The following is a 17,595-nucleotide window of genomic DNA, read 5'->3' as shown; positions in this document are numbered from 1 at the left end:
TTGGTTATCGCACGACAAAAAACATCATTACAGAGCCCTTATGCTGCGGATCCATTGGTACCGAGGACGATCGACACAGTCCGTTGCAAGGGCCTCCTGTAAAATAAGAATAAATAACAAAGTTGAAAGAAAGTAACTTAAGAAGAAATCTAAACTGCGGAAGGTGCTACGCACTTTTTTATTACGGTTATCCGTATAATAGAAATTGCCCAGCAGGCGGTAGTCACCAAGCCATTGGATTTAACTTCGTCCTTCCACACCGTGGACCTCAAGCTACTTATCCTTCATTGTATCGCAACCAGCATCAGCACACCCTATCCAATCTACAATCAAAGTATCCAAGCAAAATAGTAATTTAATAGTCACTGGTTCCAATTTTAAATCCAATGCTTCAATTCGAATCCGTATAGTGGTAGGATTCATAGGGAATGAATATAGTTACTATGCCAATTTCCGTTCAAATGGGTAGGTTCACACATCTAATTGATGTATTAGGGTACCCACACATCGCTATCAAGCTAAGCTCATACAACGTCAATTATAGTAGAGGATGTTTCTTTTTTCTAAAGGCTACGTGTAGGGAATTTAAAGATTTGCATACGAAATAAACCCTAACGGGTTTCCTTTTTTGAATTAAGCCGCTTGAATATCAGACATGGTACAATTGTAAACGACACCTAATATATCAAAGACTGTTTTCTTCTCATATCGATGAGACTTCCGCCCGTTTTGCTGTAGGAGGTTGAACAGGCGAATTAAAATCTTTGATAGCTCCTGGGTGTCTTTCTGTATAGCTTGTAAAAGAAGAAAGTAATCTTTAATCATATATATGGCGTTATATTCACTCAGTTCTCGTTTCTTTTTCATAAGAAGTAATTGCCGCATTTGAAACATGGTAGAAGAACAGAATAGAATGGCAATCAGTTGCCCATACAAATGGCATTCCAATCGTTCTCGTTTTATCTTTTTACAATGATGAATATGAAAGAATGATTTCCACGTTTTAAATAAAATCTCGATTTGCCGACGTAAAGAATACCCCTACAGATATAGATTGATACCGCTAAGTCGTTTACTACGAGGAGAATACTGCATTCCTTTCTTTTTTCTCTTACAGTTTGATCTTGTAATCGTTTTTGTTGTTGTTCTTTTGTTAGTCGATGAACAATCACACGAGCTGGGACTTTATCAGTCATTCCTACATAAGCGTTGGATATTTCACATGTTTGTCTTGGTTGAAGAGAGTTCATTAAAACCTCCATATCTATCTGGATATACTCTGTACCTTTCTTAATTCTGCCGTCTTGAAAATAATCAGGGTTAGGATTTTTTTGATAAATACGTGTATTAGATTTGATACGTGAGATATAATAAGCCTTTTTATCTTGTATATGTTAAAGATCTTTCAAATGAAAATAACCTAAATCTCGAATACATAAATCATTCGCTGTTATAGTTGGGACACACAGGGAACCGTAGGTTCGATCATGTTTTTTACCTGGTCCTGTATGAATATGTAGGAACTGTCCACTTAGCAAATCATACTCAAGTTGAATTTTCACACCAGCCTTATGGCTACAACCTCCTGCACCAGGATAAGCCGATGAAAATACATCTGGAAGTTGAAATGCAGTGGAATCTAAGATACGAATACGCTTAAAAATAGAATTATATGAAGAAGAAAACAGCCTAGGTGAAAATAATTTTTGGTTCAGAAGTTTAGCTAATACTTGTTGTAGAAACTGAACGGCTGCGGCGTTAAATCTTTGATTTAGTCCTTCAGGACTTATGAGTACTTCTGTTGATGCTTCTAAACAACTACATAACTGGGTTAAGGAAGTTTTTGCTACACTTTGGCTAAGCCATACGCATAAAGCTACTAAATCTTGTGCTTGATACTTACTTGTTCGCTGTACAAATCCAACATCTCTAGCTAGATTCTGTAAGGTATTTGAGGATAAAAGACTCTTAATCTCCTGTGCAAATAATTGTAAGTCGTCAGATACAGAATTAGACATACAAAAAATGCCATCCTTTCCTATAATTCTACAGTAAGAATAACGTCTTTTTTGCTTAAAGAATAGTGTGAAACCTTAGCTTTATGGCAATGTGACGGTACCTCATTTAGTCGTTTGATAACATTACATATTTTTCGTTATCGAAAGTTACCATATTCATGTTTTAAAAGAGAATATACCTTAGAATCGCAATACATACCATTGATCATTACACTTTGTCTCAATGTTCCTTCATATGTCATTTTTAGCTTTTGCATAACTCGTTCAGACGCTGTATTCCTTATGTCGCATCTTCCTTCAATACGATTTAAATCTAATTCTTGAAAGCCAAATTTTATTAGTTCTTCTAAAGCTTCAACGATAACTCCTTTTCCCCAATAAAGTGGATTAATAACGGCTCCTAAAGAAGCGCTACTGTGTGATAATTTCCAGATGCCACAGGTTCCAATAGCTTTCTGATCACCCTTAAAGATAATAGACCATATGAAAGACTTACCTTTCTTAGCTGTATCCATCGTATTTTCTAAAAAAATACGAGTTTCATCTTTGTTTTTGTGTACCTCTCGAGGTACATATGTAGTTGTTTGGGGATCCGAATAGACTTCAAATAAATCATCTAAATCATGAAAATCTAGTTTTTTTAATAAAAGACGCTTTGTTTCTAATTTTGGGATTTTATATGTATCTTCCATACTCTCACCTCAGTTAATCGTTATTTATATATTATATATCTTATTGATGAAAAGTTTACATAACCCATCATAATAAGTAGTCAACAATGAATAGAATTTTCGTTATGGGGGGATTTTGATTTTTTAGGTTGATAGCAATGTGGTGCTAACCCTATTAAGGATTTCTTTTTTGTATCTAAAATCCAAAAATAAAAAGATAAGATCCGGGAACACGATCTTATCTTTAGCACAAGGAGTAAACAAAAGGATAACCATCATGTTTATATTATAATTTATTTTTTGTTAATTTAGAATATTATAACCGTAATTAACAAGTATATCTATATTGAGAAATTTATTACAAAATTAGTTATAAAATGATTCAAAACTCCAAATTAAACTTTTACCCAAAAGTTTAATTTCATTTCACCTCAAACATTGAATTCTATATAATTTTATTAAAATTATATAACTAAGATAATAAGTATACATTCAAATCACTTAAAATAAAGGGTTTATTAGGTGTGCGGATAAAGATTTGCACTTCTATCAAAATCATAAAATGAAATGCAATTTTTTTTATTAAGTTAATAAGCTATATTAATGCAATATCGTGATAAAATTTAGAAAGATAAGGAGTTATGAAAGAGGGGAATTTTGGGAGGGTTCATAATCTAAAAAATAATAGATTCAAGCTGCGGGAAATGGAAGAAGATTGGATAGATGTACATACACACGCATCACAGCCTATCGTGTGCCAGCATCAATCCTGGGGCCCGAATTCAGAAGAGGAAACAAAAGATTTTGTAGAGCAGGTGAGATAAATATTCGAGATTTTAAAAATAGAGAAGGTGAAATAGGATATATCATAAATCCAAATTATTGGCGAATGGGATTTGCTACAGAAGTATCGCAAATGTTAATCAGAATTGGATTTGAAGAATTAAATCTTCACCGTATCTTTGCGACTTGTGATCCAAGAAATATAGGTTCGAAAAAAGTGCTAGAAAAAAATAAAATGACTAAAGAAGGTAGAATTCGTGAAAGTTTGTTATTAAAAGATGGCTGGCGCGATTCTCTTTTATACAGTATTTTAGAACAAGAATGGAAAGAAATTAATTAATAGGGGTCACCATACATACCCATCACCTTAAGAATTTCCACTACCCTCAAGTACAAAAAAACGTTATTCTTTCTTAACAAGCTAGTGTCCAGAGATAATAAAGTTGTTTAATTTACAATAAATTTGTTTAAAACATAATAAAGTTATTTAAAAAATGATGGTCATGTTATTCAACAATTGAGCCATTTAATTGAATAAGACTACACAAAAAGTCGCTTTCCCTTACGTAAGGAAAGTGACTTTTTAGCTTGATTTCCCCCTTGTTATCAAGCTATTTATTTTAAGTTCCTTTGACTAATTTCGAAAATGTTGTTGACTATTCAGTTGAACTGTATTACATTATTATTCAGTTGAACTATATAGTCGAACTGAATAAAGGATGAGGATATGAAACATAAATTACTACCGTTGTCTGAAACCATGCATTATATTTTATTAGCTATGCGTGAGCCACTCCATGGCTATGCCGTAATGCAGAAGATAGAAAAGATAAGTAACGGTACTGTTATTTTAGCAGCTGGTACATTATACGGTGCGATTGAAAACTTGAATAAGCATGGTTGGATTGAATCTGTTGGAGAGTCAGGTCGGAGAAAAGTTTATATGATAACTGCGGAAGGAAGTGCCATTTTGAAAATGGAGCAAAATAGGCTATTACATATTTTATCCCTGTACGAAGGAAGTGAATCGAATGAAGAAAGCTAAGATATTTTTTGATATCGAAAAAGAGGAGCAATGGCTGAATGAGCAATTACAAAAAGGCTATCGTTGTACAAATATTAGTGGATTAGGAATATACACTTTCGAAAAAACCGACAAGAGATATGTGATGCGACTGGATTATCAAGATTATTTGTCAAAGAAAAAGTTTAAAGATTACAGAGTGATATATGAAGATTTCGGTTGGAACTATATAAAGGGGCCCTGGCTTAGTGGAACTCGATATTGGCAAAAAGAAGATGATGATCAAAATGAAATCTTCTCGGATCGCCAATCAAAGAGCAATTATTATAAAAGATTGATGGGTTATTCATCTGGTATTGGTATACTGTTATTGCCTTATTTTCATATGCTTTACAAGAATTCAGGTGTATATTTAACTGAAGGTCTTTGGAGTATGAAAGGTGCATTGTTTTGGAATGCATTATTATTTGAAACTCCATTTGTCCTTTTGAGGTTGCTGCCAGCCCTTATGCTTGTTTTCGTTGGTATCAGCTTCTATAAAACTTATCAAAAGTATTCAATGTTAAAAGAAAAATAAACGTTTTTGAAATCTTCCAGAATTGCGCGCTATTGTTGAATAAATCTTAGATTTCCAAAAGACTTTATTGTTATATTTTTGAGTACAGTGAAGTATCTTATATCGAAAATTAAATAACTATATTTTAACCCCGTCCTAAATTTAGAACGGGGTTATGCTTGTTTTAGGTTTTAAAATTAAATAGATTATTTATTGTGGTATAAATTGAAATAATTAAATTAATATATTTCCCTTAATATTTAACGTTTCTGTTTAGATAATGTGTAATGGAAATGTTTAATTGATTTTTTTGTACATTTCAATCCAAATGCGGTAGGAGGAGATTTTTTTGACTCATCTTCGTCTGAAAATTTTACATGAAATCCATAATTTAGAAAGTACCCATTGTTCAATTTGCCCTCTGAACAACCTATCAGTGAATTGTACAGATGAGCAAGAACAGGCAAAACAGAGAAACTACAAACATTGTAAAGGTTGTCCCATTTTCGATTCCATACGAGAGAAAGGAGAGCAATTGAATTCTTTGTCGAAAAAGAGTACCTTTAATAAGGTACGAGAACGTTATATGGAAAATCCATTTAAGTATCTTCAGTATAAGGGGTACTCAATCACAGATGTAGTAAAAGAAACAGGTTTAACAAAGTATCAACTAAGAAAATTCAAACAACAGCTAGAGTGAGAGTTTCGGATGAGGTGAGAAATGAACTATTTATCTTTAGAAGAGGTATGCGATAGGGTAGGTTTAACAAAAAATCAATTAGGCTATTTAATTAAGTATAAACAGATCGAACCTATCAATCTGGCTACCTGGAAAGCAGATGGCGGATATCGTTTTGAGCAAGAAGACGTAAAAAAAGTTAGAGGAATTATACAAAGACTCTTTAACATTAAAAGAGGCAGCTGAATTTCTAAATAAGTCTAAGACTTACGTTCATAATGCGGCTAAAGATGGGATATTGCCCTTTAAAGAGATTGCTAAAGGGAAATCTACTGAACGATTGTACTTAAAATCCGATTTGGAAATTTTCAAAGAAAGAATTGAAAATAGTTCAAAAGAGGAGTCGAAAGAAGAAAAGCAGCATTTAAGTCAATACCTTGATGAAAAGGTATTGGAAGCAATAAAGAAAAAGGCTGAAAAGAAAGGGTATAATGGCTACAAGAAGTTTGCTGAAGACATTTTAACCGCAGAAGTAAAAGAAGACATAGAAGAATAGAAATTCCAGAGAGAATAGACCCCTAAAAAAACAAAAACGTTATAAGGGGTCTATTTTTGTTTTTAAGAAGTTTATGAACTATCAGGTCTAATTACATTACCTAAAACACCAATGTCGTTTACAAGCGAATTTGAGAGGTTGTTTTTTTGTTTGTTCAGTCAAAATTGCTGTTATTACAAAAAAGGAACTGATTATAAGAGAAAAAGTTTCACAATCTATAATATTGATATTTTTGGAAAATAAGGTGTTGTTTACTTAATAGTATGAGAGGCGCTCAATAGAAGAAAGTAATTTGGTATAAAACATAGAAAATAAATTACGAAAAAGAAGACTTTAAGTATACATATTGATATTATAGTAAACTAACTAATATTTGATATTAGTCTACATACTAAGAAACTTCTTTTTCAAATTTAAAGCTTTAAAGCTACTATCAAAATTAAAAGGGTTACTTTAATAATATCTTAATACAGTAGGGGTTATGGTATAATGTAGATAGTAACTGAAGACGTGCGGTGGGAGGTTGCACCCTTTCTTTCTCTTAATTAAAGAGGGAAAGGAGGTGTAACCGATATGGATTTTTTACTTCAATTATTACAAGATGCTACGAAGCTATTCATAACAGTATTCGTAACAACTTATGCAACTGCTTATGCAAATAAGTTAGTTAAAAGTAATAATAAACGTAAAAGAACCACCGCGTCCGGCAAGACAAAAGGTGGTTCAAAAAGAAAATAACTAAAAACTTGCAACCAACCACCTTACAGCGGCAGTTACATATTGGACGGGATGTTTCCAGCATCCTGTCTTTTTAGTTTATGCAATTAAGTTAAGTGCTATACTTTATATACATTAAATATGCATTCAATATATATGTTCTACTGTAAAGATAACATATTTTTATTTTTGGGTCAATTTTTCTATAAGGTTGATGCACCTCATATTAATTTTCGATAGTAATAACCTCTGACGGAAGAATAGGTGGCTTGATTGTAAGCCAACGTTTAAATTTATCTGGAAGTGTTTCTATGGGTTCTTCTATATTAATACCACAGAATGAGAGAAGTTCATTAACATCTTTTGTATATTTTAATGGTTTATCAGTTGGTAAAATAGAAAGACGTAACCATAGTTCTCTATTTGATGCATCCCTAATTATCACTTGATAAGCGACTTCATTATTTTTATGGTCTCTTATATAATATCCTTTTTTTATAGCTTCTTCTCTAGAATTAAAAATAATTATGTCTCTAATATTTGGCGTGATAGAAATATATTCGCTTAAAAAGGTCTGAGTATTACCGTTATCAAATTCATCACCTTCAAATTGTTTTTGAACAAATATTAATTTATTATTCCAGACATATTGCAAAATCCCTTAGGATCTTCCTTTTTCTCTTGAAAGCTGGAGTCTATTTCCAAGTAAAAATCATCTAATACTGCATCTAATTTGTTTCTGTAAATAAAAATACCGCTAATTTCGTTTAATTTATCCCTGTTATGTTCAAAGAAAGTTAATGGCGATTGATAGTTCCACGATCATGAATTAAAATTGGAGGAGTTTTAAAGTTTCTTTTATATCTTCCATTTCGTAATTCTTCAATATCTCTTCGTAGAAATAATTTTCCTTGTGAAGATTCATGAATTGGTATTATTTCATATGTTTTAGCGAGTACGCCAAAACGTTGTTTCGTCACATTTTGTAAATTTGCAGCTTGCGTGCTAGTTAATAATTCTTTTTGAAGCATTTCTTTGAATTTTAATCTTTCAGTTGTTTCCATAATAAACTCCCTTCTATTTACGATCATAAACATTTATATGTATTATAGAAAATACCTACAATTTAACGTGTTTTCTATATTTTGCATAATTATTATGTTCCAGTCAATTGCATGAATATATTTAGTTATATAAAGCGAGAGTATACTTTTGCTTTTCAAGCTGGTGATTTTCGAGTAATAACCGTATATAAATCAGTGATATGTTATAATTTTCTTAATATACAAGCAAAGAAGGGATGGAATGAGTACACAGATTAAGGTAACACCTGAACAATTAGAGCAAGCTTCTAAAACCGTAAGAAATACGCGATCATCATTAGAATATATACATAAAGATTTATACTCTCAAACTGAATATATAGCTTCTCAGTGGAGCGGAGCAAGCAGTGATCGTTTCTATCAGATGTTTAATGAAGCCAAGCCAATGATGTTTAACATTTTGCAAGAATTAGATAAAATTGCAGTAGAATTAGAACGTGCAGCTGTTAAATTCCGAGAAGCGGATGAATTGTATGGTGGAAATTTAGTTGATTCTGATATTCAAGAAGGTGCCATGTGTGGAAAACTCCCTCCAAAATCAGAAGAGTCATTTTTCAATAAAAAAGATTTAAATGCTGCATGGACTGGTATTTCTACCGGTTTTATAGATGGTGCAGTGGATGCGTGGGAAGGACTTATATCCTTAGGTGATAAAGAAACCTGGCTGAATATGCGAGATGCGATTGTAAACTATGAGGAAACTATTCCTGCTGCATTGAATGCTCTATCAGATTCATTTGTAAACAATCTTTGGAATGGAGATATGGAAAGTAGAGAGCATTATGTAGCTTATGGTGTAGCAACGTTAGGACTCGGACTTCTGGGGGATAAGGGTCTTAGTAAAGCAGGACAAGTTGGGAAGTTAGCTGCTATTACAGGTTTTACTAAAGGAAAATCACTTGTAATTAATTCTCCGGCATACAGAAATGCATTACACATATTAAATAACTATGAATTCAAAGCTGGAAATCACCTTTCATATGCGGGAGTCGGAAGTACACAACAATATTTACAGAAAGCAGCTACCTATACTTATGAAGGTAAAAATGGTCCAAAGACAATTAGCTTAAGAAAAGGGGAGTTAGCTGGAGACAAACATCCAGTTTCAGGTATACCATATGACTTAAATGGATTCCCTATTTTCGATGCTTTTGCTGAAGTAAAATTAAAAGAAGTTGACTTTAAAAAATCAAGACCTACTCATGATAGAATATGTAATAAGCTGTTATACGAACAAATATTAGAAGATCCAAAACTTGCTGCTAAATTTACAGCAGAGGAAATTGAATTATTTAAAAATGGTCAGAAACCCAAAACATATACATGGCATCACCATCAGGACACAGGCAGAATGCAGCTTGTAGACGCAAAATTACATAAGCAGACTGGTCACACGGGTGGGTATAACATCTGGGGTAAAGACGGAGAAAAATAGGGAGGTTTATTAATGCATAATATTGTATGGGTCGGTGTAAGTAAAGAAAAAGTTACAGATTATGAAATTGAACAAGTAGAAAAATACTTAAACATTAAACTACCTAATGATTTTATTGAATGTGTGAAAGAATACGATGGAGGTTACCCTCGTCCTAAAATATTTGATGTACCAGGACAAGATGAAAATGTATTCAATGATTTAATGACCTTCCATATGGAAGATGAGTATTCAATTGTTAAAAATTACGAAGATGTAAAAGAAGAATTATTAGACAACATATATCCTTTCGCAAATGACCCTTTTGGGAATTTCTTATGCTTTGACTATCGTAACAATCCCACATCACCAAAAATCGTATTTTGGGATCATGAAGAAGAGGACATGGAAAAAGCAATACATCCTGTTTGCTCAACATTTTCAGAATTGCTTGCTAATCTACGTGATTTCGAAGATGAAGAAGATTGAGAGAAATAAAAAACGGCCTAGAATTCTAGACCGTTTTTTATTATTTACTAATCTTCCAACCATCATCCGTTTTCTCTGAGGCAGAAAAACTTTCTCAATATCAAATTCACTAATTATTCGAAAATTAAAATGTTTTCATTTCATCCTAATGTTATTATTTTGTTGAAAAGAAAGAATATCATTTAGGAGGAAGACTATTATGAAAAAAGTACTAGTAAGTATCCTGAGTTTATTTTTGTGCTTCACAGTTTTTGGTGCGTCCTCAGCAGCAGCAGAATCTACACATTTTAAAAACACCCGAGGAGTAGATCCTGGAGACAGTTATACATGGAAGCAAAAAATTTATCTAAAAAGTAATGGAGATGTGGAAATAGTAGCCGTACAATACTCAGATGATACAACAGATGTTAATGTAGAATATACATTAATAAATGTTGAAAGCAAGAATGAAGAATCTGATGCAATAGATGGAACTTATAAAGGCAAATCTAAAATACTTAAATTTAAAAATGTCAAAAAAGGAACATATAAATTAAAAATTACAAATCACTCAGATGAAGTAGTATATGGTAATTTTTACGCATATTATTGATAGATAAGAATATAGCGAGGGGACATCCAGATAGTGTATAGTAAACAACTAAACATTATGCTAATATAATCGAAGTCACCAAATATGACCATCAACTTAAGGTTAAGAAAAAGTGCGTGAGCTTAAAAAAGATAATGAATATTAACAACCACCTTAACAGTAATAGTTATAAGACGAGATGTTGGAACATCTCGTCTTTTTTAGTTTATGCAATTTAATTAAGTGCTATATTTTACATATTAGATATACATAAACGATTAATGTAATAGCTCTAGAAAATTTATTGGTTTGCGACTACATAAAGAAATTACACCAACAAAGAAACACCATCATTAATATAATGTACTATAATTATTTTAAAAATATAGGAAAAATAACCAAATCTTAAATAAATATGCTAATGTTTATATAAACAAATAGAAAGGGGGGATTATGAAACATTATATGAAAGTTTTATTGGGATTAAGTTTTATGTTTGGTTGTATTTTCATTTCATCTGGAAATGCTGAAGCTGCATCGGGAGGATGGTATAAAGTGACAGCTGCAGGTAACAATTGTAAAGCTAGAGTGAATACTGATCAAACTGAATATAAGTCCAATAATAAAATCGTGGGTATGCAATTAGAGGCAGAAGGAAATTGTAGTAAAATGTATTACGATGCGGCTTTAACAGATAGAGGCCTAGAGTCTGTAGCTCATGATAAAACTGTTGGAAGTTTTTCTTCAAAAACTCCAATAAAACAACTAAAAATAGGTAATGTTCGCGAAAAAGAAACTACAGTTATTATGGTTCAATTATACAAAGATGCCGCTCATACACAGCCTATAGGAAGACTAATTTCAAATGATATTATACTTTATCCTAGGTAACTAATACCTATAACTATATAAATTGGCTACTGGGAAATTGAAAAATAGGTACCTTTGTTTTGATTACAATTTTTAATTTATTATAGGGTTTCTTTGCCAATCAGCATTTAACTAAAGCGAAATTGTAACCCTAAAATAAAAAAGCATGTGGTACCCCAGATAATAAATAAGTACAGGTCCTTAATCAATTAAAGGTCTTTACTTTTCTATTATGATTTACTAATTTTCCAACCTTCGTCCGTTTTCTCTAATTCAATTACGATTACTTTTTTGTAATCGTTTTTAGAATCTTTTTTATACACAGCATCTACAAACACAAATAATATGGTAAATACGAAGGCTCCATTATAAAATCAATGTTCATAGCACTTTTTTAATCAAACTTTGTTTAAAAATAATATTTTGCAGGGCTCTCATCTAGAGGGCTTTTTTTGTGTGCTATTTTACGTCCAAACATAATACCATTTAAATATGATCGAGTTCCACATTATGTAAAATTTAATCCTAACAACGATAAAATCGTGCATAAATTCGACAGAGAATCTATTGACGCCTCATTACTTCAGGTCTCGCGCCAAAGACGACTTTGGTAACTACACATGCCCGTCACTGTTGCGGTTACCATCACAGATCCTAATCAATAGGAAAACTATCATCAGGCTTGACCAAATCAAAAAGCATTCTCAGGAAGTCCACGAATATAAGAAACTCACCCAAATATCATACCTTCTTTCAGGGTTGGGTTTAATGGGTTAACTCAATTAAGTCGTGCAAAAAATAACGACGAAAAGTGTGGACTGACTACCGACAATGAGCTGAAAAAGGAGCGAATTCAAATGACCATAACTAATACCATCGCCGCCTCCACCCCCGACACTAAATCCGTGTTCGTCTACACCGGAGGAACCAGCTGGCGACAAGTCGCCACAGCCTCTCAAGTTGGTGCTTATCGAGAGCTTCACGGAGGTGGCGCTGGCCTGGTCGTCGCATTCGGACCTAACCGAGCTATTTTCTTACACATCGGTAATGGTAACTGGAGAAACCTGACCCCCAACGATCCGCCCGGCACGGGATCAATTGCACTCACCGCAGAAGGGATCTACGCAGTTCTCAACGCAAGAGTCTTAAGGCACAATGGTATCACATCCACCTCGTGGACAGAAATTGGATCGAATGCAAGGGAACTCTATGGTGGCCGCTATGGACTCGTCGCCACCGATCCCACCACCGGTAGCTTATTCCGTTACCTCGGGAGCCCACACAACTGGCAACACATCGGCGGTCCGGGCGCCATGTTCGCCGTCACCGCCGACTCTGTTTACGGATTAAACCCAAATAAGAGTGGCGTATTCAGGTATAACGGAACCGGAACAAATTGGACACAAATAGGAAATGCCGCTGGAGAAATCTATGGCGGAGCCTGGGGGCTCGTCGCCACGAACCCGACAAACGGCAACTTATTTCGTTACCTCGGAAGCCCGCACAACTGGCAGTATATCGGCGGTCCGGGCGCTATGTTCACCGTTACCGATGACACGGTCTTCGGACTGACTCCGGACCGAGGTGCGGTCTACAGGTATGACGGAACCGGAAGTTCCTGGACTAAGGTCGGCGGTCCGGCACACCAGATAGTTGCAATCGGATGGGCATAGCCGCAAACGCACCGCTTTTCTGGTCGGCTGGAGCTTCCCATCATTCCGATCCAACTCCTTACGACAAACAGCCCGTCTATGGACTAGAGCAGGAACTCTGTCACTAGACTTTGTAGACGTTTTTGGCATAAGTGTTACTTTGAAATATAGTTTAATGAAAAAAACACTTATTCTACAGAAAGCAAAACAAATCTAATTTGAAAAAGATTAGTTCAAATTGGATTCGTTTTTTTTAATAAACATTTAGTTTTATAAAAAAGTTTGATTAAAACGCATTTAATATTCTTTAGTTTAAGAGATAAAGCAGGGAAATAAAAAACGGCCTAGAATTTCTAGACCGTTTTTTCTATGATTTACTAATTTTCCAACCCTCGTCCGTTTTCTCTAGTCCAATTACGATTACTTTTTTTGGATCACCTTTATATACAGCATCAACCGTTACCGTAGCAATTTCATTTTTCTCTTCAACTTTACGAATTTTATAGCTTTTAAGGTCTTTACTAACTGATTTCATTAGATCTGCATTTCCGCCCACAAAAGCAACGATTTTCTTAGCTTCAGGAGTGAATAACTCTCCAAAATCTTTTACATTTCCTTCTTTCGCATCTTCGAAATACGCTGTAGCAACTTCTTCAGGATCACGATTATTTCCACATGCTGCAAGTGCTGTAACTGATAGAGCCATTAATACCATTAACATGATTAATAATTTTCATATAAAAGGTTAAATTTGAGCATTTTCTTTAAATATTTTTATATAGACAACATATAAATTTCATCCATAAATTAGGGAGATGTTGTAATGACCAAAAAATTCGTAATTACTAAACCTAGTGACCTAACTGGATTTTCATCTTTTAAGTGCTCATTATGCGGGGAAGAATTTAAATTACGGCCGGATGAAGTACAAGAAGATGACGTTTTAGAGCTGTTTTGCCCTAGCTGTGGGATTCCAAGTTCAGTTTCTACATACTACACTGAAGATATCAAAGAAAATGCCTTAATTATTGCAGAGAATGAGTTAGCAAACATGATAAATGATTTATTAAAAGGGTTAGAGAAAACTTCAAAAAAAAGTAAAAACATAAAATTTAAAGCAAAGAAGCAAAATACATCAAAACCAATAAAAGAACTATATGAAAAAGATGATCTAAATGAAATATTATTTTTATGTTGTAATAGAAATGCAAAGTTAACGATATTAACAACAGCAGGACACCAGCCATTTTGTCCATATTGTGGGGTGAATTAATTGGAATCAACTGTTCTAATCCCTATTAAAAAATTTAAAATTATATCTAAGAGTTTTAGAAGGGTCTCTGGGGATTTATTATATTCCACTGATATTCATGAGACTATGAGATTAGCTATAAAGTTTATTGCTTATATTGAAAATGAGTCTATTATTTATGACTTTATACGTAAATGTCACACACAAGATTATGATATAGAAGAAATACTAAACTCAAAGGCATATGAATCGAAATATGACATTCCAATTGATAATAACGAAGAAATTAGCTTTATCTATCAACTATTAAAGTATGCGACAGAAAATTTATCTTCTTATAATCAATTGACATATGGATATGCTTTTTACAAGGGAGCGAAATTTTCGGATCAAGTACGTGAATTTAATTATCAGGTAGTTAGGCTTTTAGTAAATCACATTACAGATTATTTAGAGGAGATGGCGATTGAATTGGGAATTGATGAAAAACCGAACGCAAAAGTATTAATTCAAGGAAATGTTGGACAGTTTAATTATGCAGAGCAAGGGAATATCGAAGCTATTCAAACTAATAACCAAGGTGAAAGCAATGACCTTCAAAAGGTAGCGCAAGAGTTAATCGAACTATTAAAAGATACTTCTTTAGTAAATAAAGATATTCAAGAAGATGCTATAGACTTTGTTGGAGAAGTAGCCCAAAATATTGAAGAGGGGCAGTCACCAAAACCATCTCTTCTTAGAAGAGCAAAAGAATCCCTAACGGATATTAATTCGATGGTGGAGAGTGGTTCTCAAATCGCTATTAAAATAGGGCAATTTCTAAGTCTGCTTAACAGTTAAATTTAAAATAGTTAATTATATTGTTGGATTTTTCACTTGGATTTATTATTAGAAATAACTACCTTTTAATAAAAAGACAATTACTTATGAATTAAAGTAATTGTCTTTTTTTAGTACAAGTTTTTAATTAAAATAATACCAGTATGCGTGTATTGATATATATATAATATTTCTTAATGTAATAAAATTAGATATCACAGAAGCTATCGTTTAAAAGTGGTATCCACATTCTTTTCTAAAAAGTACCCATTTTCATGTCTTTGTACAGAAATGTAGAAAGACATGAACGTCTAAACTAAAGTTCCAAGAACAATCATTGATAAATAACCATTACTATAAATTTTGTAGGTACTTTCATGTCTCAATAACGGGACATGAGCGTCTAAACTTTTTGAAAATAGGACAAGAAACTCTAAAATACTTAGCCAGTGATATTACAATATTCAAAGTAAATCTTTGAATAGAAATTTATTTTCTTATTAATGACCCAAACTATGTTGTAAATGCTCATAGCATTATATGTTGGATTTCAAAAAAGTGTTAGAATGTAAATATTCTTAATAAAATTTTTTGGGGATTTCTTATGTAGAACATAAATGAGTTAAACAAAAAACCTAGTAAAAACTAGGTTTTTTGTTTAAAAAAATACCATTTCCATCTTAATACATTTTTAATTTCACTCTATACTATACAAATTTTTATAAAAAGTTCCAAAGTGAACTAATAAATATTAGTTTATAGTTTCTTGCTTCAACAAATACATCAAAGTGAAAGTTTAGACTTTCTTGTCTAAATAGTTTAGAGATTCTTGTCCTTGTACAACAAGAAAGAAGGGGGATAACACCCATCTCCTAAACTGTTCGTTAAATTCCTATTTAACGAACTCTTCGATACTGAAATTCTATTTCTATTATAGTGATAGTTTATTTGGTTTTTAGGTTTATAATTCATAGCTAGTTTAAGTTAAGTGACTATTTTGAGTGGTTTATAAAGAATTAATCGTTTCGTGTACTTATAAGCGTAATTAATTCTGGAAACAAAAAATTATACATTTATGGGTATAATAACCTGTAACATACAAACCTGGAAAATCCCAATTTTATATTTATGATATTTTCCATCTGTTGCATTTATTGCAAAAGATAAATATTTTTGAAGCGTAGAAGGATCTTATTTCTACGCTTCTTTTAATAAGTAGTAGATTTAGTGTTTTTTAAAATTTGTTATATAAGATTTTACAGCTTGTAATAAGAATTCTTCCTGTCCCATACCAGCATCCGTTGCCATTTGTATTACTCTTTGCTTGAATTCATGATCTGCATGAAAAGTTAATGGTTCTACATTACTTTTAAAGTAAATACCTTCTACATGTGGAAGGATCGTGCCAGATTTCATATGAGAATGTAAGTATTTAATCTCCTCTTGAAACTGCAATGGATCTACCTGTAATACATAAGGTTTAATTTCTAATCTGATAGTATCTGATGAAATACTCAATCGCATATTTGTGACACCTAGCTCTTTATAAAATAAATTTATTAAATTATAAGTGATAGAATTAAATAGTTGAGGTTTTTTAAATGAAAAAGATAAATACCCTCGTTTTGTAATTACCGCTTTTTTATTGAAAGGTTCAAAGGAGTAATCATGTTCCTTATAAGTGGATAGAGGGAAAATTTCTTCGTCCTCTGTAAGAATCTTGCCGTCTGCTCCATTGATTGCTATTACCCTAGCTGTTTTTCCGTTATGTTGATGTGTTAATAATTGATATAAGTATATATCTTCATCTTGAATCTTCGTAATGAATGTTTTTCGCTCTTTAGTTTTGGTTTTTTCATAATCAAGCATAAAAATCTCTAGCTCTTCCTCATCGATAAGGTATACTTGTTTTCCTCGTTTTTCTACCATTGTTGCGGGTAATTTTCCAGATTTGATGTATGTAAAAATAGTAGATGGTGCAACATTAAGAATTCCAGCTACTTCTTTCGTGCTAAGGCCTTTAACCTCATTTATATTTTTTAAACGTTCAATATCCTCTAAATAGAAAATCTTACTACCGAATTGCTTCCAGTTATCTTTATATACACATTCTATTAATCCATCTTTTTCTTTTTTTAAAATTGTTTGTACCGTTACTCCTAATAAGTCGGCTGCCTCTTTTGTCGTTACAGTAGGCTTTGTAATGAACAATAAATCATGTGTCATGAAAGGACACCTCCATAACTATTGTTTGCTAATATTTTAGATATGTATATATCATATCAGAATATGATTTATATTTAAAATAAGAAATAGATTTTATTAAATATTTTATTCATTGTTATGGTTTGAAAATCTTTTTCATTCATTTTATATGTTAATTGATTTTTAAAGTTATTTTTATTATAGAATCACTATGAA

16 protein-coding genes and 4 pseudogenes are annotated in these 17,595 nt (G+C 32.6%); 13 read left to right on the top strand and 7 right to left on the bottom strand.

Annotated elements, in window-relative coordinates:
- Positions 1 to 633 precede the first annotated feature (633 nt).
- A pseudogene (locus ACS2FK_RS29145) lies at positions 634 to 2,018 on the bottom strand (IS4 family transposase).
- 137 nt (positions 2,019 to 2,155) lie between these two features.
- Positions 2,156 to 2,710, bottom strand: a complete 555-nt coding sequence (locus ACS2FK_RS29140) for a GNAT family N-acetyltransferase (protein WP_063549430.1) — start codon at positions 2,708 to 2,710, stop codon at positions 2,156 to 2,158.
- 620 nt (positions 2,711 to 3,330) lie between these two features.
- On the opposite strand from ACS2FK_RS29140, the pseudogene ACS2FK_RS29135 reads away from it, so the two are divergent.
- From ACS2FK_RS29135 to ACS2FK_RS29110, 6 genes and pseudogenes are all read left to right on the top strand, one after another.
- Positions 3,331 to 3,812, top strand: a pseudogene (locus ACS2FK_RS29135) (GNAT family N-acetyltransferase).
- 387 nt (positions 3,813 to 4,199) lie between these two features.
- The gene (locus ACS2FK_RS29130; RefSeq protein WP_000681020.1) at positions 4,200 to 4,517 is read left to right on the top strand and encodes a PadR family transcriptional regulator; all 318 of its coding nucleotides are present in this window, start codon (positions 4,200 to 4,202) and stop codon (positions 4,515 to 4,517) included.
- A complete protein-coding gene (locus tag ACS2FK_RS29125; RefSeq protein ID WP_063549428.1) occupies positions 4,504 to 5,073 on the top strand; it encodes a DUF2812 domain-containing protein in 570 nt (189 codons plus the stop codon). The genes ACS2FK_RS29130 and ACS2FK_RS29125 overlap by 14 nt, the downstream gene beginning before the upstream one ends.
- A gap of 328 nt (positions 5,074 to 5,401) precedes the next feature.
- Positions 5,402 to 5,752 (top strand): hypothetical protein, encoded by a 351-nt coding sequence (locus tag ACS2FK_RS29120; protein WP_063549426.1) that lies wholly within the window; start codon positions 5,402 to 5,404, stop codon positions 5,750 to 5,752.
- 21 nt (positions 5,753 to 5,773) lie between these two features.
- Positions 5,774 to 6,287, top strand: a pseudogene (locus tag ACS2FK_RS29115) (helix-turn-helix domain-containing protein).
- Positions 6,288 to 6,860: 573 nt separating this feature from the next.
- Positions 6,861 to 7,025 (top strand): hypothetical protein, encoded by a 165-nt coding sequence (locus ACS2FK_RS29110; RefSeq protein WP_000346798.1) that lies wholly within the window; start codon positions 6,861 to 6,863, stop codon positions 7,023 to 7,025.
- A gap of 205 nt (positions 7,026 to 7,230) precedes the next feature.
- On the opposite strand, the gene ACS2FK_RS29105 is transcribed toward ACS2FK_RS29110, so the two are convergent.
- Together ACS2FK_RS29105 and ACS2FK_RS29100 are read right to left on the bottom strand one after the other, a co-directional pair.
- The gene (locus ACS2FK_RS29105) at positions 7,231 to 7,659 is read right to left on the bottom strand and encodes a hypothetical protein (protein WP_063549424.1); all 429 of its coding nucleotides are present in this window, start codon (positions 7,657 to 7,659) and stop codon (positions 7,231 to 7,233) included.
- Positions 7,660 to 7,801: 142 nt separating this feature from the next.
- Positions 7,802 to 8,068, bottom strand: a complete 267-nt coding sequence (locus ACS2FK_RS29100) for a hypothetical protein (protein WP_063549422.1) — start codon at positions 8,066 to 8,068, stop codon at positions 7,802 to 7,804.
- A gap of 241 nt (positions 8,069 to 8,309) precedes the next feature.
- Between ACS2FK_RS29100 and ACS2FK_RS29095 the strand changes: the two genes are divergently transcribed.
- The 4 genes from ACS2FK_RS29095 to ACS2FK_RS29080 all read left to right on the top strand — a co-directional run bounded on the left by ACS2FK_RS29095 (position 8,310) and on the right by ACS2FK_RS29080 (position 11,472).
- Positions 8,310 to 9,542 carry a WXG100 family type VII secretion target gene (locus ACS2FK_RS29095; protein WP_063549420.1) on the top strand — a complete coding sequence of 411 codons (1,233 nt, stop codon included), beginning with the start codon at positions 8,310 to 8,312 and terminating at the stop codon, positions 9,540 to 9,542.
- Between the two features lie 12 nt (positions 9,543 to 9,554).
- Positions 9,555 to 10,010, top strand: coding sequence for an SMI1/KNR4 family protein (locus ACS2FK_RS29090; protein ID WP_063549418.1), 456 nt, complete (start codon positions 9,555 to 9,557; stop codon positions 10,008 to 10,010).
- A 199-nt stretch (positions 10,011 to 10,209) separates the two neighbouring features.
- Positions 10,210 to 10,602: a hypothetical protein gene (locus ACS2FK_RS29085; protein WP_063549416.1), complete on the top strand. Its 393-nt coding sequence runs from the start codon at positions 10,210 to 10,212 to the stop codon at positions 10,600 to 10,602.
- Positions 10,603 to 11,034: 432 nt separating this feature from the next.
- On the top strand, positions 11,035 to 11,472 hold the full coding sequence (locus tag ACS2FK_RS29080) for a hypothetical protein (protein ID WP_230387364.1): 438 nt from the start codon (positions 11,035 to 11,037) through the stop codon (positions 11,470 to 11,472).
- 209 nt (positions 11,473 to 11,681) lie between these two features.
- On the opposite strand, the pseudogene ACS2FK_RS29075 reads toward ACS2FK_RS29080, so the two are convergent.
- Positions 11,682 to 11,798: pseudogene (locus ACS2FK_RS29075) on the bottom strand (DUF4878 domain-containing protein); the annotation flags it as partial.
- Between the two features lie 510 nt (positions 11,799 to 12,308).
- Here ACS2FK_RS29075 and ACS2FK_RS29070 point away from each other — a divergent pair.
- Positions 12,309 to 13,124, top strand: a complete 816-nt coding sequence (locus ACS2FK_RS29070) for a tectonin domain-containing protein (RefSeq protein ID WP_063549414.1) — start codon at positions 12,309 to 12,311, stop codon at positions 13,122 to 13,124.
- Positions 13,125 to 13,470: 346 nt separating this feature from the next.
- Here ACS2FK_RS29070 and ACS2FK_RS29065 read toward each other — a convergent pair whose 3' ends face one another.
- Positions 13,471 to 13,824, bottom strand: a complete 354-nt coding sequence (locus ACS2FK_RS29065; RefSeq protein ID WP_063549412.1) for a DUF4878 domain-containing protein — start codon at positions 13,822 to 13,824, stop codon at positions 13,471 to 13,473.
- Between the two features lie 102 nt (positions 13,825 to 13,926).
- Here ACS2FK_RS29065 and ACS2FK_RS29060 point away from each other — a divergent pair, with 102 nt between their 5' ends.
- Positions 13,927 to 14,376, top strand: coding sequence for a hypothetical protein (locus ACS2FK_RS29060; protein ID WP_063549410.1), 450 nt, complete (start codon positions 13,927 to 13,929; stop codon positions 14,374 to 14,376).
- Between the two features lie 105 nt (positions 14,377 to 14,481).
- Complete coding sequence (locus tag ACS2FK_RS29055; protein ID WP_063550062.1) at positions 14,482 to 15,195, top strand: hypothetical protein; 714 nt, start codon at positions 14,482 to 14,484, stop codon at positions 15,193 to 15,195.
- 1,203 nt (positions 15,196 to 16,398) lie between these two features.
- Here ACS2FK_RS29055 and ACS2FK_RS29050 read toward each other — a convergent pair.
- The gene (locus tag ACS2FK_RS29050) at positions 16,399 to 17,400 is read right to left on the bottom strand and encodes a helix-turn-helix domain-containing protein (protein WP_063549408.1); all 1,002 of its coding nucleotides are present in this window, start codon (positions 17,398 to 17,400) and stop codon (positions 16,399 to 16,401) included.
- Positions 17,401 to 17,595: the final 195 nt, after the last annotated feature.

It is taken from the genome of Bacillus cereus group sp. BceL220, assembly GCF_051776965.1.
Taxonomy (GTDB): Bacteria; Bacillota; Bacilli; order Bacillales; family Bacillaceae_G; genus Bacillus_A; species Bacillus_A cereus.
This window is presented reverse-complemented; position numbering and strand designations above follow the sequence as displayed.